This is a genomic window from Mycolicibacterium iranicum (genome assembly GCF_014190915.1).
Lineage (GTDB): Bacteria > Actinomycetota > Actinomycetes > Mycobacteriales > Mycobacteriaceae > Mycobacterium > Mycobacterium iranicum_B.
In genome coordinates, this window is record NZ_JACHVU010000007.1 from 184984 (window position 1) to 209150 (window position 24167).

The window sequence follows — 24167 nt, forward strand, 5'->3', positions numbered from 1 at the left end:
ATCAATCGCACTTACAAACCGAGCGATTTCGCGATCATGACCTTCATGACCTCGCTTGTTCCCGCGTAGATGCGCGCGACCCTGGCGTCGGTGTACAGCCGCGCGATTGGATACTCCATCATGTAGCCGTAGCCGCCGAAGAGCTGCAGGCACCGGTCCACCACCCGCTGCTGCATCTCGGTGCAGAACAGTTTCGTGCGGGCCGCATCCGCCCCCGACAGCTCGCCTTCGACGTGCAGCGAGACCGCGCGGTCCAGCATCGCCTGCGCGGCCTCCACCTCCGTCGAACATGCCGCAAGCTCGAACTTCGTGTTCTGGAAGGACGCCACGGGGGTGCCGAACGCTTTGCGGCTCTGGGTGTACTCGATGGCCGCGGCGATCGCCGAGCGGGCCTGGGCCACCGAACCCACCGCCACTGTGAGGCGCTCCTGGGCGAGGTTGTGGCCCAGGTAGCCGAACGCCTCGTCGACCTCACCCAGCACGTTGGCCGCCGGCACGCGCACGTCGACGAACGAGAGCTCCGCGGTGTCCTGCACCTTGCAGCCCATCTTCTCCAGCTCGCGGCCGCGGGTGAACCCGTCCATGCCGTCTTCCACGACCAGCAGCGTCAGCCCTTTGCGGCGGTTGTCCGGGTCGGTGGACGTGCGCGCGACGACGATGACGAGGTCGGCCTGCATACCGCCGGTGATGAAGGTCTTCGCGCCGTTGACGATGTAGTCGTCACCGTCACGCACCGCGGTGGTCCGCATGCCGGCGAGGTCGGACCCGGTACCGGGTTCGGTCATCGCGATCGCCGTCAGCAGCGTTCCGGCGGCCAGCCCCGGGAACCAGCGCTCACGCTGCTCGGCATTCGCGTAGTGCAGGAAGTACGGCAGGATCACCTCGAGCTGGGTCCGCACCGTCGACAGCGTCACCAGGGCCCGGGCCGCCTCCTCCTGCAGCACGACGTTGTAGCGGTAGTCGGGTTGTCCGCCACCGCCGTACTCCTCCGGGATGGCCACACCGAGAATCCCGAGCTCACCCATCTGCTCGAAGACCTCGCGCGGCATCCGGCCGCCCTTCTCCCACTGCGGATAGTGGGGCACGACCTCCTTCTCGACGAAGTCGCGGGCGAGTTCGCGGAAAGCCTCGTGGTCTTCGGTGAACAGATCTCTACGCATGGGACGGCTCCTGGTGCTGTGTGACGCGTTGTTTACTTGACGAGTTCGACCAACGTCGCGTTGGCGGTGCCGCCGCCTTCACACATGGTCTGCAGCCCGTAGCGAATCCCGTTGTCGCGCATGTGATGAATCATGCGGGTCATCAGCACCGCGCCGGAGGCGCCCAGCGGGTGACCGAGCGCGATGGCTCCGCCGAGCGGGTTCAGCCTGGCCTCGTCGGCGCCCGTGTCGGCCAGCCACGCCAGCGGAACAGGGGCGAACGCCTCGTTCACCTCGTACACGCCGACCTCGTCGATGCTCACGCCCGCCTTGTGCAACACCTTCTCGGTGGCCGGAATCGGACCCGTGAGCATCAGCTTGGGATCTGCTCCCGTCACCGCACCCGCCCGATAGCGCACCAGCGGTGCCAGGCCGAGGTTCACCGCGTTCTCGGCGGTGGTGACGAGCAACGCCGCTGCCCCGTCGGAGATCTGCGACGAGTTCCCGGCATGGATGACACCGTCCTCGGTGAAAGCGGGCTTCAGCCCGGCCAGCTTCTCGACCGTGGTGCCGCGACGGATGCCCTCGTCGTCGGTGACGGCACCGCCCTCGGTGAAGACGGGCACTATCTGGTCGCGAAAGGCCCCGGCGTCCTGTGCGGCGGCCGCTCGCTCGTGCGACTGGGCGGAGTACTCGTCGAGACGGGTGCGGGACAAGCCCCACTGCTGGGAGATCATCTCGGCCGAGATGCCCTGATTGAACGAGAAATCGTCATACCGCGCAAGCACTTTGGGCCCGTACGGCATTCCGGTGGAGCGCGCGGATCCGAGTGGCACCCGGCTCATCACCTCCACTCCCCCGGCCACCACCATGTCCTGCTGACCCGACATCACCGCCTGCACGGCGAAATCCAGCGCCTGCTGGCTGGACCCGCAGGCCCGGTTCACCGTCGTGCCGGGGATGTGTTCGGGCCATCCCGCGGCAAGTACCGCGTAGCGTCCGATGTTGCTGGACTGGTCGCCCACCTGGGAAACACAGCCCCAGACGACGTCGTCGATCACGTCGGTGTCCACACCGGTGCGCTCGACGAGTTCGTTGAGCACCAGCGCGGACAGATCGGCCGCATGCTGCTCGGAGAGTCCGCCGTTGCGCTTGCCGACAGGTGTGCGCACCGCCCCGACGATGACCGTTTCCCGCATTACCGCTGCTCCTCCGCTATGTCGTACAGGGCCCATGCCCCGGTGAATTCCGGATCGCGTTTGGCGGCGAACGCGGCGTACGCCTCGCCCGAGTCCGCGGTCGCGAAGTTACCGGGCTGCGCCCGCGCCTCGTTGGCCAACGCTTCGCGCAGCGTCGCGTTGGCCCCGTCGTTGAGCAGGGCCTTGCTCTGCGCCAGCGCGAAAGGTGGACCGGCAGCGAGGCGGCCGGCCACCTCGTCGACGAAATCGTCGATCTCCGCAGCGGGCTTCACCCACGTGACAAGACCGAGCGTGTGCGCTTCCTCGGCGCCGATCATGTCGGCGAGCAGGACCAGGCGCTTGGCCTGCTGCAGCCCGACGATCCTGGGCAGCAGCCAGGAGCCGCCGAGATCGACCGAAAGGCCGCGCCGAGAGAAGATCTGGCAGAACCGCGACTCCGGGGTGGCGACCACCAGGTCACATCCGAGCGCCAGATTCCAGCCCGCGCCGACGGCGACACCGGTCACCTTGGCCACTGTCGGCACCGCCAGCTCGTGCAGCGCCAGGGCGACGTCGGTGAGGCGGTCGAGCTTGTAGCGCGGGTGGATCTCCTCCCCCGTGCCGATGTCGGCGCCCGAGCAGAAGGCCCCGCCGGCGCCGGTCAGCACCAACGCCCGGATATCGCGGTCACGCTTGAGCGCCCGCAGCGCGTCGGCCAGCTCGAGCCACAGTTGTGCGTCCAGCGCGTTGCGGCGCTCGGGACGGTTCAGCGTCAGCGTGCGCACCCCGTCGCGGTCCTCACAAAGCAATGCCTCAGACATAGGCCGGCCCGATCGCGCCGTCGGCACGCAACTGCGCCAACTCGTCAGTCGTGAAGCCGATTTCGGTAAGCACGGCATCGGTGTGCTCGCCGAGGCCGGGCACCGCACCCATCGGTTGCTCGTAGTCGCTCAGGACCGGCGGCGGCCGCAGCGCCTGGATGTCACCGCGGGGCGTACCGACGGTGCGCCACCGGTCCCGGGCGCTCAACTGCGGGTGTCGCACGACCTCACTGGGTTTGTTGTAGCGGGAGTTGCCGATCCCGGCGTCGTCGGCCTTCTTTTGGATCTCCGCCAGATCGTGGCGGGCACACCAACTTCCGATCGCCTCCTCCAGGACGTCGCGGTGTGCGCAGCGGCCCGGGTTGGTCGCGAAGCGGGGATCCTCGGCAAGGTCGACACGGTCGATGATGTCGCGGGCGACTCGCTGCCATTCCCGGTCGTTGGTGGTGCCGAGCACCACGGTCTGCCCGTCCCGGGTCGGGAAAGCGCCGTAGGGCGCCACGGCCGGGGACCCGACGCCGAGGGGTTCCTGGTCGATGCCCGAGTGCTGGGTGTAGGTCAGGGCGTAACCCATCACGTCGGTCATGACGTCGAACAGGCTCAACTCGACGTGCGGCGCGGGCCCCGGATCCGGACGCACGGCCCGGCCGTACAGCAGGGCCATGATGGACATCGCCGCGTACAGGCCGGTGGTGAAGTCGGCCATCGCAGGACCCGGCTTCGCCGGCATCCCCGGATATCCCGTCACCGCACAGGAACCCGACTCTGCCTGCACGAGAAGGTCGTACGCTCGCTTGTGCGAGATCGGTCCGCCGGGCCCGTAACCGTCGATCTCGACCGGGATCACCCCGGGATGACGCACGGCGAGATCGGCGGGGGCCAGACCCAGGCGGGCCGTTGCGCCCGGGGCGAGGTTCGACACGAACGCATCGGCACGATCGAGCAGCCGGTGCAGCACCTCCATGCCCGCCGGGGACTTGGTGTTGAGCGTCACCGACTCCTTGCCGCGGTTGCACCACACGAAATGCGCGGCCAGACCGCCGGGTCCGTTGACGACGTCGTCGTAGGCGCGGGCGAAGTCGCCACCGTTGGGGTTCTCCACCTTGATGACCCGCGCTCCGAAATCCGCCAGCACCCGGGTGCACATCGGCGCCGCCACGGCCTGCTCCATCGCGACCACGGTGACACCGGCCAGGGGCGCCGCGCTCGCATCAGGTCTGCTCACGTGCTCACATAACCATGCCGCCGTCGACCGGCAGCACCTGCCCGGTGATGTACGACGCGGCGTCGGAGGCCATGAACACGAACGCCCCGGCGACCTCGCCCGGTTCCGCCCAGCGCTTCATCGGGATGCGGTTCATCATGTTGGCCGCGAATTTCTCGTTGGTGCGGATGGTCTCGGTCATCGGCGTGGCCGCCAGCGGGGCGAGGGCGTTGACCGAGATCGCCTTGGTGGCCAGTTCGCGGGCCAGTGACTTGGTGAACCCGATGATGCTCGCCTTGGCCGCCGAATAGTTGACCTGACCGAGCGTGCCGGTCAGGCCCGCCGCGGAGGTGACGTTGATGATGCGGCCCGTACCGTCGGTCGGGATGTGGCTCAGCGCGGCCTGGGTGACGTTGAAGGCGCCCATCACGTGGATGTCGAAGAGCAGCCGGAACGACTCCTGCGTGGTCTTGTCGAACATCGCAGGCTTGGTGACGCCGGCGTTGTTGACCAGGATGTGGAGCGCCCCGTCGGCCAGGGCGGCAGCCTGCGCGACCGCCGCATCCGCGGAGTCCCGGTCCGAGACGTCCAGGGCCGCGGCCTCCGCCCGACCTCCGCCGGCCGAGATGCGTTGCGCGACGGCCACTGCGGCATCCTTGTCGAGATCGGTGACCAGGACCGCAGCGCCCGCGTCGGCCAGCGCCGTCGCCACCGCCGAGCCGATGCCGCCCGCGGCGCCGGTGACCAGTGCCGAGCGGCCCGACAGATCGAAGTACCGGCGGGGCGGGAGCGCAGCGACCTGGGGGAACGGATCAGTCATCGGTGATTCTCCGGCATCAGTAACTGCGGGGCAGGCCGAGGACGTGCTCGCCGAGGAAGTTCAGGATCATCTCCTGACTCACCGGAGCGATCTTCATCAGCCGTGACTCACGGAAGTAGCGCGAGACGTGGTACTCCTCGGAGTAGCCCATGCCGCCGTGCAGCTGCAGCGCGCGGTCGGCGGCACCGAAGCCGGCGTCGGCACACAGGTACTTCGCGGTGTTGGCCTCGCGCCCACAGGGTTTCCCGTTGTCGTAGAGCCAGGTGGCCTTGCGCAGCACGAGTTCGGCGGCGTCGAGGCGGGCCAGCGAATCGGCGAGCGGAAACTGCAAGCCCTGGTTCATGCCGATCGGCCGGTCGAACACCACACGCTCGTTGCCGTACTTCACGGCCTTCTCCAGCGCGACGCGCCCGATGCCGAGGGCTTCGGCGGCGATGAGCATCCGCTCGGGGTTCAGGCCGTCGAGGATGTACTTGAAGCCCTGGCCCTCCTCGCCGACCCGATCGCCCACCGGAACCATCAGGTCGTCGATGAACAGCTCGTTGGAGCTGACCGCGTTGCGCCCCATCTTGTTGATGGGACGGATGTCGACGTGGTCGCGGTCCAGATCGGTCATGAAGAGCGTCATGCCGTCGGTCTTCTTCGCCCCGCGCTCTTTCAGCTGGGCCGGTGTCTCGGTCCGGGTCAGCAAGAGAATCTTCTCGGATTCCAGCGCCTTGGAGATCCAGACCTTGCGGCCGTTGACCCGGTAGTGGTCGCCTTCGCGTTTGGCGAATGTCGTGATTCGCGAAGTATCAAGCCCCGCACCGGGTTCGGTGACACCGAAGCACACATGCAGGTCGCCGTCGACGATCCGCGGCAGCGTGGCGGCCTTCAGCTCGTCGGAGCCGTGCTTCACGACGGGCTGCATGCCGAAGATCGACAGGTGGATCGCGCTTGCCCCGTTCATCGCCGCGCCGGAGCGAGCCACCTCCTCCAGGAGCAGTGTGGCCTCGGTGATGCCCAGCCCGTGACCGCCGTACTCCTCGGGAATCGTCATCCCGAGCCACCCGCCCTTGGCGATGGCGTCGTAGAACTCCTGCGGGAACTCGTGTTTCTGGTCCTTCTCCAACCAGTAGTGGTCGTCGAACCTGCCCGCGAGCTCCGCGACGGACTTGCGGATCAGCTCCTGGTCCTCGCTCAGTTCGAAACTCATGCCCGTCATGTCACTCCTCCTTCGCCGCCGAAACTGCATTCCCGCAGAGTGCTTCTCGCACTTCTCCTGCGGGAATGCAGTTTCGACGCCAGATGATCAGTCCTTGTTGCCGCTCAGTTCCTTGGCGCTGGCCGCGAAATCGGCGAATGACGTGCCGGTCTTCTCCTTGTTCGACAGCGCCTGGATCGACACGTCGTGGCCCTCGGCGGCCTTGCGCAGCGCCCCGACGGTGGCCTGCTCCTTCGGGATGTGCGTGAAGGGATCGAAGTGGTACCAGCGCATCGCGTTCTCGAAGGTCATCTTGTTGATCTCGTCGTCGGGCACGTCGTTGGCCTTGAGGACCTCGTCGAGCTGCTCGGGGGCGCCGGGCCACATCGAGTCGCTGTGGGGGTAGTCGGCCTCCCAGCAGATGTTGTCCACGCCGATCGAATGGCGGGTCGTGACGCCGACCGGATCGGCGATGAAACACGTCAGGAAGTGGTCGCGGAAGACCTCGCTGGGCAGCTTGCCCTTGAAGTCCTGACCCGTCCACGTCGAGTGCATCTCGTAGGTGCGGTCCACCCGCTCCAGGAAGTACGGGATCCACCCGGTGCCGCCCTCACTGAGGGCGATCTTGAGGTCCGGGTACTCCTTGATCGGGCGCGACCACAGCAGGTCCGCCGCGGCCTGCACGATGTTCATCGGCTGCAGGGTGATCATCACGTCCATCGGCGCGTCCGGCGCGGTGATGGCCAGCCGGCCCGAGGAGCCGATGTGCACGTTCAGCACGGTGTCGGTGTCGACGAGCGCATCCCACATCGGCTTCCAGTGGTCGAAGTCGTGGAAGCTCGGGTAGCCCATCGCCGACGGATTCTCGGAGAAGGTCAGGGAGTGCACGCCCCGCTCGGCATTGCGCCGGATCTCCTTGGCGCACGCCTCCGGATCCCAGATCACCGGCAGCGTCATCGGGATGAAGCGCGCCGGATAGGCACCGCACCACTCCTCGACATGCCAGTCGTTGTAGGCCTGCACGAGGGCCAGGGAGAACTCCGGATCCTCGGTCGCGAACAGCCGACCGGCGAAACCGGGGAACGAGGGAAAGCACATCGAGCCGAGGATGCCGCCGGCGTTCATGTCCTTGACCCGCTCGTCGACCTGCCAACAGCCCGGCCGGATCTCGTCGAGGCCCTGCGGTTCGAGGCCGTACTCCTCCTTGGGGCGGCCGGCCACCGCGTTGAGGGCCACGTTCGGGATGACCACGTCACGGAACTGCCAGGTGTCGGAACCGTCGGGGTTGTGCACGAGGCGGGGCGCCTCGTCGAGGTACTTCTTCGATAGGTGGTTCTTGAACATGTCCGGCGGCTCGACGATGTGGTCGTCGACGCTGATCAGAATCATGTCGTCTTTGTTCATGGTGACGGTAGCTCCTCTCGTCCACACGCCGTGCGCATCGGCCGTGTGTGGTCGGGCTTTTGTTCTCCTACTGAGAAAACTAGCTTCTCCAACAGTGAGAATCAACGTTCGTAATCTACAACGGGCCTGGCAGGCAGCACGGATGGGGTCTTCGCGATCGGTCTCTGACCGGCGGTTCCGCGGCCTGGCGTTGACGATCTGACGGAAAAGTGGAAATCTATTGGCGAAATATGAGAATGTGATTCTCATGGCGGAGAGGAGACCGGCAGTGCGAGTGGCACCCCTGCCCGCAGACCAGTGGGGCGATGCCGTCGACGCCGCGCTGTCGGGGCTGATGCCGGCCGAACGGCGCAACCCGGAGGCGACCGGGAACCTCGTCGCCACGCTGGTTCGCCACCCGAAGCTGACCCGGGCGTTCCTGCGGTTCAACTTCCACCTGCTGTATGGCTCCACCCTGCCGGCACGGCTCCGCGAACTCGCCGTGCTGCGGGTCGCCCACCTCAGCCGGTGCGAATACGAATGGCAGCACCACGTCTCGATGGGACGCGACGCGGGCCTGTCCGACGACGACATCGACGGCATCTCCCGCGGCGAGCTCGCCGACGACCTCGACCGCGCCGTGCTGGCAGCCGTCGACGAACTGCACCACGACTCCGTCGTCTCCGACGCGACGTGGGCGGCCCTGGCGGGCCATCTCGACGAGCGCCAGCTCATGGACCTCGTCTTCACCATCGGTTGCTATGGCTCACTGGCCATGGCCATCAACACTTTTGGCGTAGAACCCGACTCCAACATGGAAGCAGAAAGGTAGCCACCGTGGCATTTTTCAAGAAGCCGGACGTCGGCAGCTGGACCGAGAACTGGCCCGAGCTCGGCACAGCCCCGGTCAACTACGAGGATTCGATCGATCCCGAGCAGTGGAAGCTGGAGCAGCAGGCCATCTTCCGCAAGACGTGGCTGCAGATGGGCCGCATCGAGCTGATCCCGAAGAAGGGCCGCTACATCACCCGTGAGCTCCCGTCCGTCGGTCCCGGCGTCTCGATCATCATCGTCAACGACGGCGAGCAGATCCGCGCCTTCTACAACCTGTGCCGCCACCGCGGCAACAAACTGGTGTGGAACGACTACCCCGGAGAGGAGACGTCCGGAACCTGCCGGCAATTCGTCTGCAAGTACCACGCCTGGCGGTACGACCTCAAGGGCGACCTGACCTTCGTCCAGCAGGAGCAGGAGTTCTTCGACCTCGACAAGGCCGACTACCCGCTCAAGTCGGTGCGCTGCGAGGTGTGGGAAGGCTTCATCTTCGTCAACTTCGACGACAACGCCGTCTCGCTCGAGGAGTACCTGGGCGAATTCGGCCAGGGCCTCAAGGGTTACCCGTTCCACGAGATGACCGAGCACTACAGCTACCGCTCGGAGATCAAGTCGAACTGGAAGCTGTTCATCGACGCGTTCGTCGAGTTCTACCACGCACCCATCCTGCACATGAAGCAGGCGGAGAAGGAGGAGGCCGAGAAGCTGGCCAAGTTCGGCTTCGAGGCGCTGCACTACGACATCAAGGGCGACCACTCGATGATCTCGTCCTGGGGCGGCATGAGCCCGCCGAAGGACCTGAACATGGTCAAGCCCATCGAGCGCATCCTGCACAGCGGCCTGTTCGGGCCGTGGGACCGCCCCGACATCAAGGGCATCCTGCCCGACGAGTTGCCGCCGGCCATCAATCCGGGCCGTCACAAGACCTGGGGCCAGGACTCGTTCGAGTTCTTCCCGAACTGGACCCTGCTCTTCTGGGTGCCGGGCTGGTATCTCACCTACAACTACTGGCCCACCGGCGTGGACTCCCACATCTTCCAGGCCGACCTGTACTTCGTGCCGCCGAAGAACCTGCGCGAGAGGCTGTCTCAGGAACTCGCCGCGGTGACCTTCAAGGAGTACGCGTTCCAGGACGCCAACACCCTGGAGGCCACCCAGACGCAGATCGGCACCCGTGCCGTGCTCGATTTCCCGCTGTGCGACCAGGAAGTGCTGCTGCGCCACCTGCACCACACCGCCCACCAGTACGTCGACCGGTACAAGGAGAGCCTCGCCAACGGCTCCTCGAACGGGGCAGGTTCCCCGAACGGCGCGGCAACCACGACGACCGAGAAGGAGTCCGCGAATGTCTAAGCTTCCGGAAGAATTCGCCGATCTGGAGCGGTTCAGCGACTGGTGCCTGCCCACCGAGGAGGAGCGCTACCAGAAGCGTCTGAACTCCACGATGGACGAGATGCAGGAACTGTACGATGCCGGAATGGCGCGGCTCGAGGACATCATGGTCTACGTCGATGCGCGATTCCCGCTCGCCAGCATGCCCGATGATGCGAAAGCGCTTGTGCATCTAGGGCAGTCGATCGTGATGGTCAGCTTCCCGATCGAGGTGTGGAAGCAGCCACGAGTGCTCGACAGCGGCGCCGCCTACATCAACCTGATCAAGGAGCCGGTGGTCTAAGGGTGCCCCCTCCACCGCCAGAGCCCAGCGCCCTTCGCGCAAGCGGTTCATCGACCACCCTCAAGGCCGCGGGCTACGTCGACGTCGACGCCGGCGAGATCGTCCGGCCCGCAGTCATCCACGTCGCCGACGGCCGGATAGTCGGCCTCGGCGGTGATACACCGGACGGCTCCACCGAGATCGATCTGGGCGACTCGATCCTGCTGCCCGGGCTGATGGACATGGAGGTCAACCTCCTGATGGGCGGGCGGGGCGAGAACCCCGGCCTGTCCCAGGTTCAGGACGATCCGGCCACCCGCGTGCTGCGCGCGGTGGGCAACGCGCGCCGTACCCTGCGCGCGGGGTTCACCACGGTGCGCAACCTCGGGTTGTTCGTCAAGACAGGCGGCTACCTGCTCGACGTCGCGCTCGGCAAGGCGATCGCGGCCGGCTGGATCGACGGCCCGCGGGTCATCCCGGCCGGGCACGCGATCACGCCGACCGGTGGGCACCTCGATCCGACGATGTTCGCCGCGTTCATGCCGGGCGCCCTTGAGCTGACGATCGAGGAGGGCATCGCCAACGGGGTCGACGAGATCCGCAAGGCGGTGCGCTACCAGATCAAGCACGGTGCCGAACTGATCAAGGTCTGCGTGTCCGGTGGCGTGATGTCGTTGACCGGAGAGGCTGGGGCGCAGCACTATTCGGACGAGGAGCTCAGGGCCATCGTCGACGAGGCGCACCGGCGGGGTCTGCGCGTCGCTGCGCACACGCACGGCGCCGAGGCGGTCAAGCACGCGGTGGCCTGCGGCATCGACTGCATCGAGCACGGCTTCCTGATGGATGACGAGGCCATCCAGATGCTCGTCGACAACGACCGGTTCCTGGTGACCACGCGACGCCTGGCAGAAGCCATGGATGTCTCGAAGGCACCGAAAGAGCTGCAGGACAAGGCCGCCGAGATGTTCCCCAAGGCGCGCACGTCGATCAAGGCGGCCTACGAGGCGGGGGTGAAGATCGCGGTCGGCACCGATGCGCCCGCCATCCCCCACGGGAAGAATGCCGACGAGCTGGTCACGCTCGTCGACTGGGGCATGCCACCGGCGGCCGTGCTGCGCGCGGCGACGGTCGTCGCCGCCGATCTGATCAACCGTTCCGATTCGCTCGGACGTCTGGCCGAGGGCTACATCGCCGACATCATCGCGGTGCCCGGCGACCCCCTCGCAGACATCGGCGTTACACGGGATGTCAACTTTGTAATGAAGGACGGTAAGGTCTTCAAGAATGACGCCAACGAGAACTGAGGACCTGGTCGAGATCCACCAGCTCCTCGCCAAGTACGCGGTCACGATCACCCAGGGTGACGTCGACGGGTTGGTCGAGGTGTTCACCCCGGACGGCACCTACAGCGCGTTCGGCGACACCTACACGCTCAACCGGTTCCCCGTGCTCGTCGACGCCGCACCCAAGGGACTGTTCATGACCGGGACCGCGCTCGTGGACCTGGTCGAAGGCGCAGACACCGCGACGGGGACCCAGCCGCTGTGCTTCATCGAGCATTCCCAGCACGACATGCGCATCGGTTACTACCGCGACACCTATCTGCGTACCGAGGGCGGCTGGCGGCTCAAGACCCGCGCGATGACGTTCATCCGGCGCAACGGCGATCACGACTCGGGCCGTCCGCACGCGATCGGGAGGCCTGAAGCCGGATGACCGACCTCTTCGAACCCGCGACGTTCCGCACCGCGCTGCGGACCTGGCTCGACGAGAACGACCTCACCCCACCCGACGATCACTCGCTGCAGGGTCACATGCAGCAGTTCGCCCGCGTGCAGCGTGCGCTCTACGACGGCGGATGGAGCCGGTACGGCTGGCCCGAGGAGGCCGGTGGACTCGGCGGACCCGCGATGCTGCGGGCCATCGTCGGCGAAGAAGTGGTCGGCCGCCGATTGGCCGAGCCAGGTCCGTACTCGATGCTCGAGGTGCTCACCCCGACGATGATCGACTACGCACAGCCCGAGCTCGCCGCCGAGATGGTGCCCAAGCTGCTGAGCGGTGAAGAGCAGTGGTGCCAAGGGTTCTCGGAGCCCGGGTCGGGCAGCGACCTGGCCTCGCTGTCGACGCGCGCCGTCCAGCGCGGCGACACGTGGGTGATCAACGGCCAGAAGGTGTGGACCAGCTTCGCCCAGTTCTCCCACCGGTGCGTGCTCCTGACCCGCACCGGCGATGCGGACACCCCTGACCACCAGGCCATCACGGCGTTCTTCGTCGACGTCGACACCCCCGGCATCAGCGTCCGTCCGCTGCGCACCATGCACGACGTCGACGAGTTCTGCGAGGTGTACTTCGACGACGTGGAGGTCGACTCCAGCCGGATGCTCGGAAAGCCTGGCGACGGTTGGCAATTGGCGATGGATCTACTCCCCTACGAGCGCTCCACCTGCTTCTGGCAACGGATCGCCTACCTCTACTCGCGATTCGACGGACTGGTCGACGAGGTCCGGGGCCGCGGCCAGGCGATCGATGTCGACATGGGTGAGGTGTATCTGGCTCTGCACACGCTGCGCTGCCGGTCCCGCGCCACCCAACATCGCCTCGCCGAGGGTCAGAAGCTCGGTGCCGACACCTCGATCGACAAGGTCTTGCTCGCCGGCGCCGAACAACGCCTCTACGACACCGTTCGCGATCTACTTCCCGGTGTCATCGAGCTCGACGACACCGAATGGCGCACGGAGTATCTGTATTCGCGGGCCGCCACCATCTACGGCGGCACCGCGGAGATACAGCGCAACATCATCGCCCGTCGCCTGCTCGACCTCGGCAAGGAGTGATCGTGGATCAACACTCTCTCGACATGCTCGAAGTCTCCCTGCGCAAGACCATGGAGTCGGCGTCGGGGCCGGAGCTCGACGCCGCGCTGGCCAACCTGGGGTGGGGCGACATGCTCACCGAGGTCCCGGAGCTCGCGCTGCCCCTGTACTTCCGGCTCCTGGGCGAAACCGGTGCGCACGCATCGATTCTCGTCGACGTCGTCCTGCACGCGACAGGCAACACCATCGGCGACACGGTCGAGTTGCCGCTGCCCTTCGCAGGCAACGCGTGGGTGGTGTGGGACCGCATCAGCCCCGAAAGCCTCGACCCGACGCTCGGCGGGCTCCCGCTGCGCCGCGAGGAGGAGGGCTACCCGATCCGCGTGGCCGAGGCGCGTGTCGCGGTGGGCTGGTGGCTCGTCGGCGCGGCACGAGCGATGCTGGCACTGGCCCGTCAGCACGCGCTGGACCGCGTGCAGTTCGGCAAGCCGATCGCCTCGTTCCAAGCGGTGCGGCACAGGTTGGCCGAGACCCTGGTGGCGATCGAGGGCGCCGAGGCGACGCTGACTCTGCCCGGCGTGGACAACCCCGACCTGACGGCGCTGCTGGCCAAGGCCGCGGCCGGAAAGGCCGCGCTGACGGCGGCCCGGAACTGCCAGCAGGTGCTCGGTGGTATCGGCTTCACCGAGGAGCACGCGCTCGCCCATCACGTGAAGCGCGTGCTCGTCCTCGACGGACTGCTGGGCAGCTCAAAGGAATTGACGAAGCGCGCCGGCGCGGGCCTGCGCGCCCGCGGCTCGGTCCCGCGCCTCGCCCAGCTGTAGAGCCCCCCGCACCGACCCCGCACCGCGAGCGCGCGTGTCTGCACCCCGACGCGCCGAGAAGACGTGGCATTCCGCGCACACTCGACGGCAACCGAGCGTGCGCCGGTGCCGCTACTTGATGTTGGCCTTCATCTCTTCGAGGTTCACCAGCACCGGCCATCCCCCGACGCTCAGCGCGTTGCCGTGGCCGGTCTGGTGCACGTCGAACACCGACTGGATGGCCGCGTAGAAACCTTGCACGTCCAACGTCTGGTTCACCGCGCGCTTGGCCTGGCGTAAGGCGAACGGCGGCATCTTGGCGATCTGCTCGGCCAGTGCCCGGGTTTCGCTGTCGAGCTGATCGCGCGGGACGACGCGGTTCACCATGCCGGTGCTCGCCACCTCGTCGGCGGTCATCGCCCGGCCCGTGAAGAGGATCTCTTTGGCCTTGCGCGGACCGAGTTCCCAGGTGTGACCGTGGTACTCGACGCCACCGATGCCCATCAGCACGACAGGGTCGGAGAACTGGGCGTCGTCGGCGGCGATGATCAGATCGCAGGGCCAGCACAGCAGCAGGCCACCGGAGATGCAGCGGCCCTGCACCGCGGCGATCGACGGCTTGGGGACGTTGCGCCAGCGCAGCGTGTATTCGAGATAGCGCTTGGCCTCGTGCTGGATGATGAACTCCAGGGTGATCTTGTCCGGGACCGGCCCTCCGCCCCGCAGGTCGTGACCGGCGGAGAAGTGCTTGCCGTTGGCGCGCAGCACGATCACCGATACCTCGTTGTCCTCGGCGGCGCGCGTCCACGCCGCGTCGAGTTCGTCGAGCAACTCCGGATTCTGCGCATTGGCAGCCTCGGGCCGGTTCAGCGTGATGGTGGCGATCCGGTCGGTCACGTCATAGTCGATGTACACGGCGGTTCCTCGGAGTCGGGTGACGGTCGGACAGTGGACGGAAGCTGGAATGAAAAAGACGACAGAAACGGTTGACGCTCCAGGAGGCCCACCGAACCCGATGGGCCGCGAGATATAGGCCTTCTGTTATCACCAAAATGAGAATACTATTCTCGTGATGAGGAAGTTACAATCTCTGACACGTGGGCCGAGAGGGGGTCGAGGACCGCTATGGCGAGGCGTTCTCCGGTACAGTCAGTTCATGTTCTCCCCAGTCGGCCGGCATCTGAGCCACCGGTGACCAGCCCCAGCGAAGAACCCGCCTGGAAGCAGCGGGCGGTCGAGCGCTCGATCAAGACCGCCAAACTCCGCGCCGCCCAGCGCGTGCAGCGGTTCCTCGACGCCGCGCAGGCCATCATCATCGAAAAGGGCAGCACCGACTTCACCGTCCAAGAGGTCGTCGACCGCTCGCGCCAGTCGCTGCGAAGCTTCTACCTGCAGTTCGATGGCAAACACGAACTTCTGCTTGCGCTCTTCGAAGACGCGTTGAGCCGCTCTGCCGAACAGATCCGCGCTGCCACCTCGGGCCAGGAAGCCCCCATCGATCGCCTCAAGGTGGCCATTCAGCTGCTCTTCGAGTCGTCGCGCCCGGATCCCGCGGCCAAGCGACCACTGTTCACCGACTTCGCCCCGCGGCTGCTCGTTTCGCATCCGTCCGAGGTCAAGGTGGCCCACGCGCCGCTTCTCGCCCTGCTCACGGAGCTGATGGAGGAAGCGAGCGAGGCCGGCCAACTCCGTGAGGGAATCAACCCCAAGCGCATGGCCGCGATGACGATGCAGACCGTCATGTTCGTGGCCCAGTCCAGCGGCGATTCCGACGAAAACGCAACTCACCCCATCACTGCGGACGAAGTCTGGGACTTCTGTGCGCATGGATTCTCCGCCGAATAGCCCGAGAATCACGCTCTAGCCCAGCTAGAATTCTCTTTTCCGCGCGGCCCGGTCGCGCTCTCGTTGCCGACTCGAGTTTCGTTGTGCTCAGCACACGAGAGGATTGTTCTTCTCAGAAGAGAGGAGTAATTGCACTGAGCGAGTCCGCCATTGACACTCGCGGCCCCGCGATGACACAGTTGTGAGACAAATTGCAGCCCGATGTCTTACGCAAGACTGATCCAGCGAGAGGGAACCCGTGACGATCAGCGCTGATAACTCCCACGTGCAGAACGCCGCACCTGAGGAGCTGTACTACGACACCTACAGCGTCGACCTCAACATGAATCCCTACCCGGTGTTCGCTCGCCTGCGTGAGGAAGCGCCGCTTTACTACAACGCCACGCATGACTTCTACGCGCTGAGCAGGTTCGAAGACGTCAACAAGGCGCTCATCGACCACGAGACGTTCATCTCCGGACGCGGCGCTCTCCTCGAGATCATCAAGTCCGGCATGGAGATCCCGCCCGGAACGCTGATCTTCGAGGATCCCCCGATCCACAACATCCACCGCAACCTGCTGTCGCGGATGTTCACGCCGCGCAAGGTCCTGGCGCTCGAACCCCAGATCCGGGAGTTCACCGCGCGGTGCCTCGACCCGCTCGTGGGCGCCGAGAAATTCGACTTCGTCAACGACCTCGGCGAGCAGATGCCGATGCGCGTCATCGGGATGCTGCTCGGCATCCCGGAGGCCGACCAGCGCCGCGTCACCGACCACGGCGAGGCCACGCTGCAGAGCAAGCAGGTCGACCTGATGGCCACCGGCGAGGTGTTCGCGGAGTTCATCGACTACCGCACCAAGCATCCGTCCGACGACATCATGACCGACTTGCTCAATGTCGAGTTCGAAGACGAGACGGGGACGGTTCGCCGGCTGCGCCGCGACGAACTGCTCATGTATCTGACCGTGGTCGCCACGGCCGGCGCCGAGACCACCACCCGCCTGATCGGTTGGGCGGGTAAGACTTTGGCGGAGTACCCGGATCAGCGGCGGGAACTGGCCGAGAACCCCGAATTGATCCCCGGGGCGATCGAGGAGATCCTGCGGTGGGAGCCGCCCGCCCTGCAGGTGGCCCGCTACGTCGCGCGCGACACCGAGTACTACGGCCAGAAGGTGCCCGCAGGCAGCGCCATCCTCCTGCTCATGGGTGCGGCCAACCGGGATCACCGCCGGTTCCCGCCCGACGGCGACGTCTTCGACATCCACCGGGAGCTCCGCTCGCACCTGACTTTCGGTGCGGGAACGCACTTCTGCATGGGGAACGCGCTGGCGCGTCTGGAAGGCCGCATCGCCCTCGAAGAAATCCTCAAACGCTTCCCGACGTGGGACGTGGACTGGCCCAACGCCGTTCCGTCCCAGACCACCGCAGTGCGCGGCTGGGAATCCATGCCCACCTTCGTTTCCTGAGAACACCACACCAACACCCCAAAGGACGCAGACACATGGCAGGACGTGTAGAAGGCAAGGTCGCTTTCATCACCGGAGCGGCGCGCGGACAGGGACGGGCGCACGCGGTGCGGCTGGCCCAGGAGGGCGCCGACATCATCGCTGTCGACATCTGCAAGCAGATCGACAGCGTCCTGATCCCGCTCTCCACCCCCGAAGATCTGGCCGAGACAGCGGATCTGGTGAAGAACGCCGGCGGACGCATCCACACCGCCGAGGTCGACGTCCGTGATTACGACGCGCTGAAGTCCGCCGTGGACGCCGGCGTCGAGGAATTCGGCAAGCTCGACATCATCGTCGCCAACGCCGGCATCGGCAACGGGGGCCAGACGCTGGACAAGACCGGCGAACCCGACTGGGACGACATGATCGGCGTCAACCTCTCGGGTGTGTGGAAGACCGTCAAGGCCGGCGTGCCGCACATCCTGGCCGGCGGTAACGGCGGTTCGATCATCCTCACCAGCTCGGTGGGCGGCTTGAAGGCCTATCCCCACACCGGGCACTATGTCGCCGCCAAGCACGGCGTCGTGGGCCTGATGCGGACCTTCGCCGTGGAACTGGGCGCGCAGAACGTCCGCGTCAACTCGGTGCACCCGACGAACGTGAACACTCCGCTGTTCATGAACGAGCCGACCATGAAGCTGTTCCGGCCCGACCTGGAGAACCCGGGCCCCGACGACATGAAGGTCATCGGCCAGCTCATGCACACCCTGCCGATCGGCTGGGTGGAGCCCGAGGACATCGCCAACGCGGTGCTGTTCCTGGCCTCCGACGAAGCCCGCTTCATCACCGGTGTGACGCTGCCGGTCGACGGCGGCAGCTGCCTGAAGTAGCCGGCCGCCCCCGGCATGACCACCGCCGGTGGCCTGATCCCGGGGCACCGGCACGAGTTCACCCCGCCTGGATGACTTCGGTTCCCGCGCACCATGTCCCGGGAGCCGAAGTCGGCCGGGCCGGCGCGGCACCCGACGACGTCACCTACCGGCGTGCGCGGGCGGTCTCTGTGCGCTCCGACGCCATCGTGTGCCGGGCCGACACCCACCCACCCGGCGATCGCCCCGAGATGCGCCGCGGCGTTCGCCGGTCCGCGGACCGGGGACCTTCCGGACGCCGCCGCGTGTTGACAGATTCAGGCCATTCTCCGGTGATCATCGGGCCCGAGTGGTTGCATGGTTCACCATGAAGCGGCTCAACGGCATGGACGCCATGCTGTTGTACAGCGAGACCCCCAATCTGCACACGCACACGCTGAAGGTGGCCGTCATCGACGCCGCCGGATACGACGGTGAGTACGGCTTCGACGCGTTTCGGCAGACGGTCGCGCGGCGGCTGCACCTGCTCGATCCGCTGCGATACCGGCTGATCGACATCCCGTGGCGGCTGCACCACCCGATGTGGCTGCAGGACTGCCCGGTCGACCTCGACTACCACCTTCGCCGCGTCCGGGTTCCGGCGCCGGGCGGGCGGCGTGAGCTCGACCGCGTGATCGGCGAGATCGCCAGCACGCCGCTGGACCGCAGCAGGCCCCTGTGGGAGTTCCACTTCGCCGAGGGGCTGGCCGACGACAGGTTCGCCTTGATCGGCAAGGTGCACCACACGCTGGCCGACGGCGTCGCGTCGGCGAATCTCCTTGCACGGCTGATGGATCTGGTCGACACGCCACAGGACGAGCGGGACGAACCCCCGCAGGCGTGTGCCGAGCCCACCGCCCGGGATCTGGTGTGGGGCGCACAGGTCGACCACTTCCAGAACATCACCGGGCTGCCCGGCCTGGTCGCCGACGCTGCCCGCGGGGTGAGCAGACTGCGTCGCAAGGCCAAGGAGCGCCGTGAGGTGCCCGACCTCGCCAAGCCCTTCAACGCTCCCCCGACGTTCCTCAACCATGTGGTGTCACCCGTCCGCACGTTCGCCACGGCGACGCTGGCGTTGGCGGAGGTCAAGGAGACCGCCAAACATCTCGGGGTGACGTTCAACGACGTGGTGCTGGCCGTGGCCGCCGGCGGACTGCGCGAGCTGCTGCTGAGGTACGACGGACGCGCCGACCGGCCCATCATGGCGACGGTGCCGGTGGCCACCGACAAGTCGTCGGAACGCATCACGGGCAACGAGATCGGCGGCATGATGGTGTCGCTACCCGTGCACATCGACGACCCGCTGCAACGCGTGGAGCTGACCTCGGTGGCGACCACCAGGGCCAAGGAGAACAACGACCTGCTGGGCCCGACCCTGCAGGGCAGGATGCTGGAATACCTCCCGCCGCCGCTGGCCCCGGCACTGTTCCGCGCGCAGGCCAAGCGGGCAGACCACAACCGGCTGATGAACGTCGCGATCTCCAACGTCCCGGGGCCGCGGCGCCGCGGACACATCGGTGGCGCGCCCGTGAGCGAGATCTATTCTGTCGGTGTGCTTTCGGCGGGAAGCGCGTTCAACATGACCGTGTGGAGCTATGTCGACCAACTCGACATCGCGATCCTGTCCGACGACGCAACCTTCAAGGACCCCCACGAATCGACCGACGCCATGGTGCACGCTTTCGACGAGCTTCGGCTCGCGTGCGGACTGACACGGGCAGCTGTCGTGGAGTCCGCCATGGCCCCGGCGACCGCCGGAGGCTGATCAGCCGCCGCGCAGCTCGTTACGCAGGATCTTGCCGGTACTTCCACGCGGCAGCTCGGGCAGGATCGAGATATCGCGGGGCACTTTGTAGTTGGCGAGATTGCCGCGCACGTGGGCTTTCAGGTCGTCGACGCCGAGGCTGCTGCCCTGGGTGAGTACGACGAACGCTGCCAGACGTTGCCCGTACTCGGCGTCGTCGACACCGAGGACCGCCGCTTCGGCCACCTCGGGGTGGGCGACGAGCGTCTTCTCCACTTCGATCGGATAGACGTTCTCGCCGCCGGAGACGATCATCTCGTCGTCTCGTCCGACGACGAACAGGCGGCCCGCGTCGTCGAGGTAACCCATGTCTCCGGAGGCCATGAAGCCGTCATGGAAGTCTTTGGTGGCACCGGAGGTGTAGCCGTCGAACAGCGTTCCGCTGCGCACGAAGATCTGCCCGACCTCGCCGGTGGGCACCTCGCGGTGTTCGGCGTCGAGGATGCGCAGCTCGGTGCCGTCGGCCGGCCTGCCCGCGGTGTCCGGGGCCGCCCGCAGGTCCTCGGGGGTGGCGGTGGCGATCATGCCCGCCTCGGTGGCGTTGTAGTTGTTGTAGATGACATCGCCGAACTGATCCATGAATGCGGTGACGACGTCGGGACGCATGCGTGAACCCGACGCGGTGGCGAATCGAAGAGACCTGCCGCTGTAGCGGTTTCGCACGTCGTCGGGAAGATCCATGATGCGGTCGAACATGACCGGGACCACCGCGAGCCCGGTGGCGCGGTGCCGGTCGATCAGGGCGAGGGTCGCGGCGGGGTCGAACTTGCGCCGGGTGACGATGGGACACGCCAGCAACGCGGCGAAGAGCAGCTGCGAAAATCCCCACGCGTGGAACATCGGGGCCGCGATCACGATCGGTTCCTCGGCGCGCCAGGGGGTGCGGTCGAGGACGGCCTTGAGGTCGCCCGCTCCCCCGCTGCCCGCGGACCGTTTGGCGCCTTTCGGACTCCCGGTGGTTCCCGAGGTCAGCAGGATGACGTCGCTCTTGCGGTTCGCCGGTGCCGGGCGCTCACCGAGGTGGGCGTCGATCAGGGATTCCAGCGTGGGGATGGTTGCGTCGTCGGAGTCGACCCAGGCCAGGATGCGGGTGGCCGCCGGCGCGCCCTCCAGTGCGCGGTCGACGGTTTCGGTGAACTCCTGGTCGTAGATGACGACGTCAGCACCCTCGCGTTCGATGACCTCGGCCATCGCCGGACCTGCGAACGACGTGTTCAGCAACAGGACGTCGGCCCCGATACGGTTGGCGCCGACGAGCGCCTCGACGAAGCCCCGGTGATTGCGGCACATCACGGCGACCGTCGGGGACGCGCCGGCCCGCGAGAGTGAATCGTGGTGCTGCAGAGCCACTCCGAGGGCGTCGCACCGATCGTCGAGTTCACGCCATGTCAGCGTGCCCAGCTCGTCGATGATGCCGGGACGGTCAGGGCAGCGCTGGGCGGCTGCGGCGAAGCCGACGGTTGCCGTCAGTCCTGCGCGGCGCATCGCCAGACCCATCCGCAGGTACCGGTCGGGACGCATCGGCGCGATCAGCCGGGCTCGCCACAGCGTCGACAGCATCCCGATCTGATCCGCCGCGGCGCTCATCCCAGCACCGGGAAACGTCGCTTGCGGGCCAGTTCGTCGAGCGCTGTCTGCATCACCGACCGCACGTACTGGTCGACCTCGTCGACATCCGGGTCCTCCCCGAATCTCTCGACGACGTCGATGGGTTCGAGGACCCTGGTGACGATCTTGGAGGGCAGGGGGAAGTTCGGCGGGAAGATGACCGACAGACCGAACGGGAATCCGATGCTGACGGGCAGGATCTCCATCCGCGCCTTGGTCAGACCGATCCGGCGGGCGATGGAATCACCGCGGGCGAGGAAGATCTGCGTCTCCTGCGCGCCGATGGACACCACCGGCACGATCGGCACGCCGGTTTCCAGCGCGGTGCGCACGTAGCCCGTGCGCCCCGCGAAGTCGACTTTGTTCGCCGTCAGGGTGGGCCGATAGGAGTCGTAGTCCCCACCGGGAAACACCAGTACCACCGCTCCCGAGCGCAGCGCGTCGGCGGCGTTCTCCCGGCTGGCTTCGATCACCCCGGCGCGGCGCAGGAGATCGCCGAGCGGTCCGATGAACACGCCGTAGTGGGCCAGGGTGTAGAGCGGACGGTCGAAGCCGTACTTCTCGTAGAACGCGGGGGCGAACACCATCACGTCGGGAGTCAGCATTCCGCCGGAGTGGTTGGACACCACCAGGGCGCCACCGGTCGCCGGCATGGAAGCCATGCCGCGAACCTCGGCGCGGAAGTATCGTCGGATCACCGGACCGACCCAGCCGGTGATCTGGCGGGTGAATCCGGGGTCCCACTTGGCCGTCTCGGCGCGCTCCTCGGACATGGTGACGAATATGCTACTCTCCGGTAAAGAGAATGTCATATCCGCAGCTAGGAGTCTTTGATGTCTGATGCGCGGGGCACCGTGCTGGTGACGGGCGGCTTCGGCCTCGTCGGTTCGGCAACGGTGCGGAGGCTGGCCGAACTCGGACGGACCGTCGTGGTCGCCGACCTCGGGACACCCGCCAACCGTACGGCGGCCGAGACGCTGTCGGCCGGTGTCTCGGTCCGCTGGGCCGATCTGACCGACGCCGATCAGACGTCGCAACTTGTCGCCGATGTCGCACCCGAGGCGATCATCCACCTGGCGGCGATCATTCCGCCCGCGATCTACAAGAACCGCGCGTTGGCCCGTCGCGTGAACGTCGACGCCACCAGGACCCTGGTCGGCGTCGCCGAGGCGCAGCCTTCTCCCCCGCGGTTCGTGCAGGCGTCCAGCAACGCGGTGTTCGGTGCGCGCAACCCGCACAAGGCGACCGGCCCGGTGACCGCGGACATGCCGATGAAGCATTCCGATCTGTACAGCGCGCACAAGGCCGAAGCCGAAGCGATCGTGCGGGCGTCGTCGCTGGAGTGGGTCGTGTTGCGACTCGGCGGTGTCCTGAGCGTGGATCCGAAGGCCATGCCCTTCAACGCCGACGCGTTGTACTTCGAGAGCGTTCTCCCGGCCGACGGCCGGCTGCACAGCGTCGACGTGCGCGACGTGGCATGGGCGTTCGCCGCGGCGACGACAGCCGACGTGGCCCGCGAGATCCTGCTGATCGCCGGTGACGACTCCCACCGCGTCGTACAGGGAGAGGTGGGGCGCGCGCTGGCCGAGTCCCGCGGCCTCAAGGGCGGCCTGGTCCCGGGCCGCAACGGTGACCCGAACAACGACGACGCGTGGTTCGTCACCGATTGGATGGACACCACCCGCGCACAGGAAGCCCTGCAGTTCCAACATCATTCCTGGCCCGACATGCTGGCTGAGGCGCGTCGGCGGGCGGGATGGACCCGATACCTGCTGGCACCGGCAGCACCCCTGATCCGGGCGGTGCTGAAGCGGCGCTCCGCCTACTGGAAGCAGCCAGGGCAGTACGCCGATCCGTGGAATGCGATCAAGCGCAAGATCGGCGATCCCTCCCCCGATTCACAGCCGGGGACCTGACCCGCAGGTTCACGCGGGGCCCAGTGTCGGCACACCGCTGTCCGGATGGAAATACCAGCCGCCGGCAGCGTGCGTCCCGCCGTCGACATGAATGGTCTGTCCCGTGATGTAGGCCGACATACCCGAGGCGAGGAATACCGCCGCGGAGGCGATCTCGTCGACGTGCCCCACCCGGCGCATCGGGATGCCGTCAGCCAGACCACCGGACAGGTCCCCGGTGGCGAGCTGCTGGAGACCTTCGGTCATGGTCAGGTCCGGCGCCACGGCGTTGACCCTGATGCCGTGCGGAGCAAGCTCGAAGGACGCGGTCTTGGTGTAGTTGACGACGCCGGCCTTCGCCGCGGCGTACGCCGCGTACCCAGGTGCTGCCCGGCTCCCCTCGATCGACGTCACGTTGACGACACTGCCGGGCATGCCGGTGTCGACCAGCCGCCGCGCCACTCGCTGGGTGCACAGGAAGACATGCCGAAGATTGCTGCGGTACAACGCGTCCCAGCCATTCTCCGTGGTGTCCAGCAGAGGTGAGTTGAAGGTCCCGCCGGCATTGTTGACCAGGATCGAGACCGTCCCCAGTTCACTCTCGGTGCGCGCCAGCGCCGCATCGACGGCAGCGGGGTCACGGACATCGGTCGGTACGCCGAGGGCGCCGATCTCACGCGCCGCATCAGCGCAGCTGCCCGGGTTGCGCTCCCAGATGGCGACCCTGGCGCCGAAAGCCTTCAGACCCGCGACGACTCCCCTCCCGATTCCCGCCCCTCCGCCGGTGACGACGGCGACCCGGTCGGTGAGCAGGATGTCGGACGGGTCGATCGCCATGATTCCTCC

General features: G+C 66.8%; 23 protein-coding genes. 12 read left to right on the forward strand and 11 right to left on the reverse strand.

Annotated features, from left to right (window positions below; translation table 11 throughout):
• Positions 1-11: 11 nt before the first annotated feature.
• The 7 genes from FHR72_RS16765 to FHR72_RS16795 all read right to left on the reverse strand — a co-directional run bounded on the left by FHR72_RS16765 (position 12) and on the right by FHR72_RS16795 (position 7749).
• The gene (locus FHR72_RS16765) at positions 12-1160 is read right to left on the reverse strand and encodes an acyl-CoA dehydrogenase family protein (protein ID WP_183470022.1); all 1149 of its coding nucleotides are present in this window, start codon (positions 1158-1160) and stop codon (positions 12-14) included.
• A 32-nt stretch (positions 1161-1192) separates the two neighbouring features.
• The gene (locus tag FHR72_RS16770) at positions 1193-2338 is read right to left on the reverse strand and encodes a thiolase family protein (protein WP_183470024.1); all 1146 of its coding nucleotides are present in this window, start codon (positions 2336-2338) and stop codon (positions 1193-1195) included.
• Complete coding sequence (locus FHR72_RS16775; RefSeq protein ID WP_183470026.1) at positions 2338-3138, reverse strand: enoyl-CoA hydratase/isomerase family protein; 801 nt, start codon at positions 3136-3138, stop codon at positions 2338-2340. The genes FHR72_RS16770 and FHR72_RS16775 overlap by 1 nt, the downstream gene beginning before the upstream one ends.
• Complete coding sequence (locus FHR72_RS16780) at positions 3131-4363, reverse strand: CaiB/BaiF CoA transferase family protein (RefSeq protein WP_183470028.1); 1233 nt, start codon at positions 4361-4363, stop codon at positions 3131-3133. Before FHR72_RS16780 ends, FHR72_RS16775 begins: the two co-directional genes overlap by 8 nt.
• A gap of 4 nt (positions 4364-4367) precedes the next feature.
• Positions 4368-5162 carry an SDR family NAD(P)-dependent oxidoreductase gene (locus FHR72_RS16785; RefSeq protein WP_183470030.1) on the reverse strand — a complete coding sequence of 265 codons (795 nt, stop codon included), beginning with the start codon at positions 5160-5162 and terminating at the stop codon, positions 4368-4370.
• Between the two features lie 16 nt (positions 5163-5178).
• On the reverse strand, positions 5179-6357 hold the full coding sequence (locus tag FHR72_RS16790; RefSeq protein ID WP_183470255.1) for an acyl-CoA dehydrogenase family protein: 1179 nt from the start codon (positions 6355-6357) through the stop codon (positions 5179-5181).
• A gap of 96 nt (positions 6358-6453) precedes the next feature.
• Entirely contained in the window at positions 6454-7749 is a 1296-nt protein-coding gene (locus FHR72_RS16795) for an amidohydrolase family protein (protein WP_183470032.1), read from the reverse strand.
• 268 nt (positions 7750-8017) lie between these two features.
• Here FHR72_RS16795 and FHR72_RS16800 point away from each other — a divergent pair, with 268 nt between their 5' ends.
• The 7 genes from FHR72_RS16800 to FHR72_RS16830 are packed head-to-tail and all read left to right on the forward strand — an operon-like array spanning position 8018 to position 13853.
• Positions 8018-8560 carry a carboxymuconolactone decarboxylase family protein gene (locus FHR72_RS16800; RefSeq protein WP_183470034.1) on the forward strand — a complete coding sequence of 181 codons (543 nt, stop codon included), beginning with the start codon at positions 8018-8020 and terminating at the stop codon, positions 8558-8560.
• A gap of 5 nt (positions 8561-8565) precedes the next feature.
• Entirely contained in the window at positions 8566-9915 is a 1350-nt protein-coding gene (locus FHR72_RS16805; protein WP_183470036.1) for an aromatic ring-hydroxylating oxygenase subunit alpha, read from the forward strand.
• Positions 9908-10237: a hypothetical protein gene (locus FHR72_RS16810; RefSeq protein WP_183470038.1), complete on the forward strand. Its 330-nt coding sequence runs from the start codon at positions 9908-9910 to the stop codon at positions 10235-10237. The genes FHR72_RS16805 and FHR72_RS16810 overlap by 8 nt, the downstream gene beginning before the upstream one ends.
• Positions 10238-10239: 2 nt before the next feature.
• Complete coding sequence (locus FHR72_RS16815; RefSeq protein WP_183470040.1) at positions 10240-11520, forward strand: metal-dependent hydrolase family protein; 1281 nt, start codon at positions 10240-10242, stop codon at positions 11518-11520.
• A complete protein-coding gene (locus FHR72_RS16820) occupies positions 11501-11932 on the forward strand; it encodes a nuclear transport factor 2 family protein (protein WP_183470042.1) in 432 nt (143 codons plus the stop codon). The genes FHR72_RS16815 and FHR72_RS16820 overlap by 20 nt, the downstream gene beginning before the upstream one ends.
• Positions 11929-13050: an acyl-CoA dehydrogenase family protein gene (locus FHR72_RS16825; RefSeq protein ID WP_183470044.1), complete on the forward strand. Its 1122-nt coding sequence runs from the start codon at positions 11929-11931 to the stop codon at positions 13048-13050. Before FHR72_RS16820 ends, FHR72_RS16825 begins: the two co-directional genes overlap by 4 nt.
• 23 nt (positions 13051-13073) lie before the next feature.
• Positions 13074-13853: an acyl-CoA dehydrogenase family protein gene (locus FHR72_RS16830; RefSeq protein WP_183470257.1), complete on the forward strand. Its 780-nt coding sequence runs from the start codon at positions 13074-13076 to the stop codon at positions 13851-13853.
• A gap of 111 nt (positions 13854-13964) precedes the next feature.
• Here FHR72_RS16830 and FHR72_RS16835 read toward each other — a convergent pair whose 3' ends face one another.
• The gene (locus FHR72_RS16835) at positions 13965-14747 is read right to left on the reverse strand and encodes an enoyl-CoA hydratase (protein ID WP_183470046.1); all 783 of its coding nucleotides are present in this window, start codon (positions 14745-14747) and stop codon (positions 13965-13967) included.
• A gap of 210 nt (positions 14748-14957) precedes the next feature.
• On the opposite strand from FHR72_RS16835, the gene FHR72_RS16840 reads away from it, so the two are divergent.
• From FHR72_RS16840 to FHR72_RS16855, 4 genes are all read left to right on the forward strand, one after another.
• Positions 14958-15677, forward strand: a complete 720-nt coding sequence (locus FHR72_RS16840; protein ID WP_183470048.1) for a TetR/AcrR family transcriptional regulator — start codon at positions 14958-14960, stop codon at positions 15675-15677.
• 238 nt (positions 15678-15915) lie between these two features.
• Positions 15916-17124: a cytochrome P450 gene (locus FHR72_RS16845; RefSeq protein WP_311736173.1), complete on the forward strand. Its 1209-nt coding sequence runs from the start codon at positions 15916-15918 to the stop codon at positions 17122-17124.
• Between the two features lie 35 nt (positions 17125-17159).
• Positions 17160-17996, forward strand: a complete 837-nt coding sequence (locus FHR72_RS16850; RefSeq protein WP_183470050.1) for a mycofactocin-coupled SDR family oxidoreductase — start codon at positions 17160-17162, stop codon at positions 17994-17996.
• Positions 17997-18342: 346 nt separating this feature from the next.
• Complete coding sequence (locus FHR72_RS16855) at positions 18343-19779, forward strand: WS/DGAT/MGAT family O-acyltransferase (RefSeq protein ID WP_183470053.1); 1437 nt, start codon at positions 18343-18345, stop codon at positions 19777-19779.
• On the opposite strand, the gene fadD12 is transcribed toward FHR72_RS16855, so the two are convergent.
• Together fadD12 and FHR72_RS16865 are read right to left on the reverse strand one after the other, a co-directional pair.
• On the reverse strand, positions 19780-21405 hold the full coding sequence (fadD12, locus tag FHR72_RS16860; RefSeq protein ID WP_183470055.1) for an acyl-CoA ligase FadD12: 1626 nt from the start codon (positions 21403-21405) through the stop codon (positions 19780-19782). It abuts the gene before it with no gap.
• Positions 21402-22238, reverse strand: coding sequence for a lysophospholipid acyltransferase family protein (locus tag FHR72_RS16865; protein WP_183470057.1), 837 nt, complete (start codon positions 22236-22238; stop codon positions 21402-21404). Before FHR72_RS16865 ends, fadD12 begins: the two co-directional genes overlap by 4 nt.
• A gap of 21 nt (positions 22239-22259) precedes the next feature.
• Between FHR72_RS16865 and FHR72_RS16870 the strand changes: the two genes are divergently transcribed.
• Entirely contained in the window at positions 22260-23342 is a 1083-nt protein-coding gene (locus FHR72_RS16870; protein WP_183470059.1) for an NAD-dependent epimerase/dehydratase family protein, read from the forward strand.
• Between the two features lie 9 nt (positions 23343-23351).
• Here FHR72_RS16870 and FHR72_RS16875 read toward each other — a convergent pair whose 3' ends face one another.
• Positions 23352-24158, reverse strand: coding sequence for an SDR family NAD(P)-dependent oxidoreductase (locus tag FHR72_RS16875; RefSeq protein ID WP_183470061.1), 807 nt, complete (start codon positions 24156-24158; stop codon positions 23352-23354).
• Positions 24159-24167 lie beyond the last annotated feature (9 nt).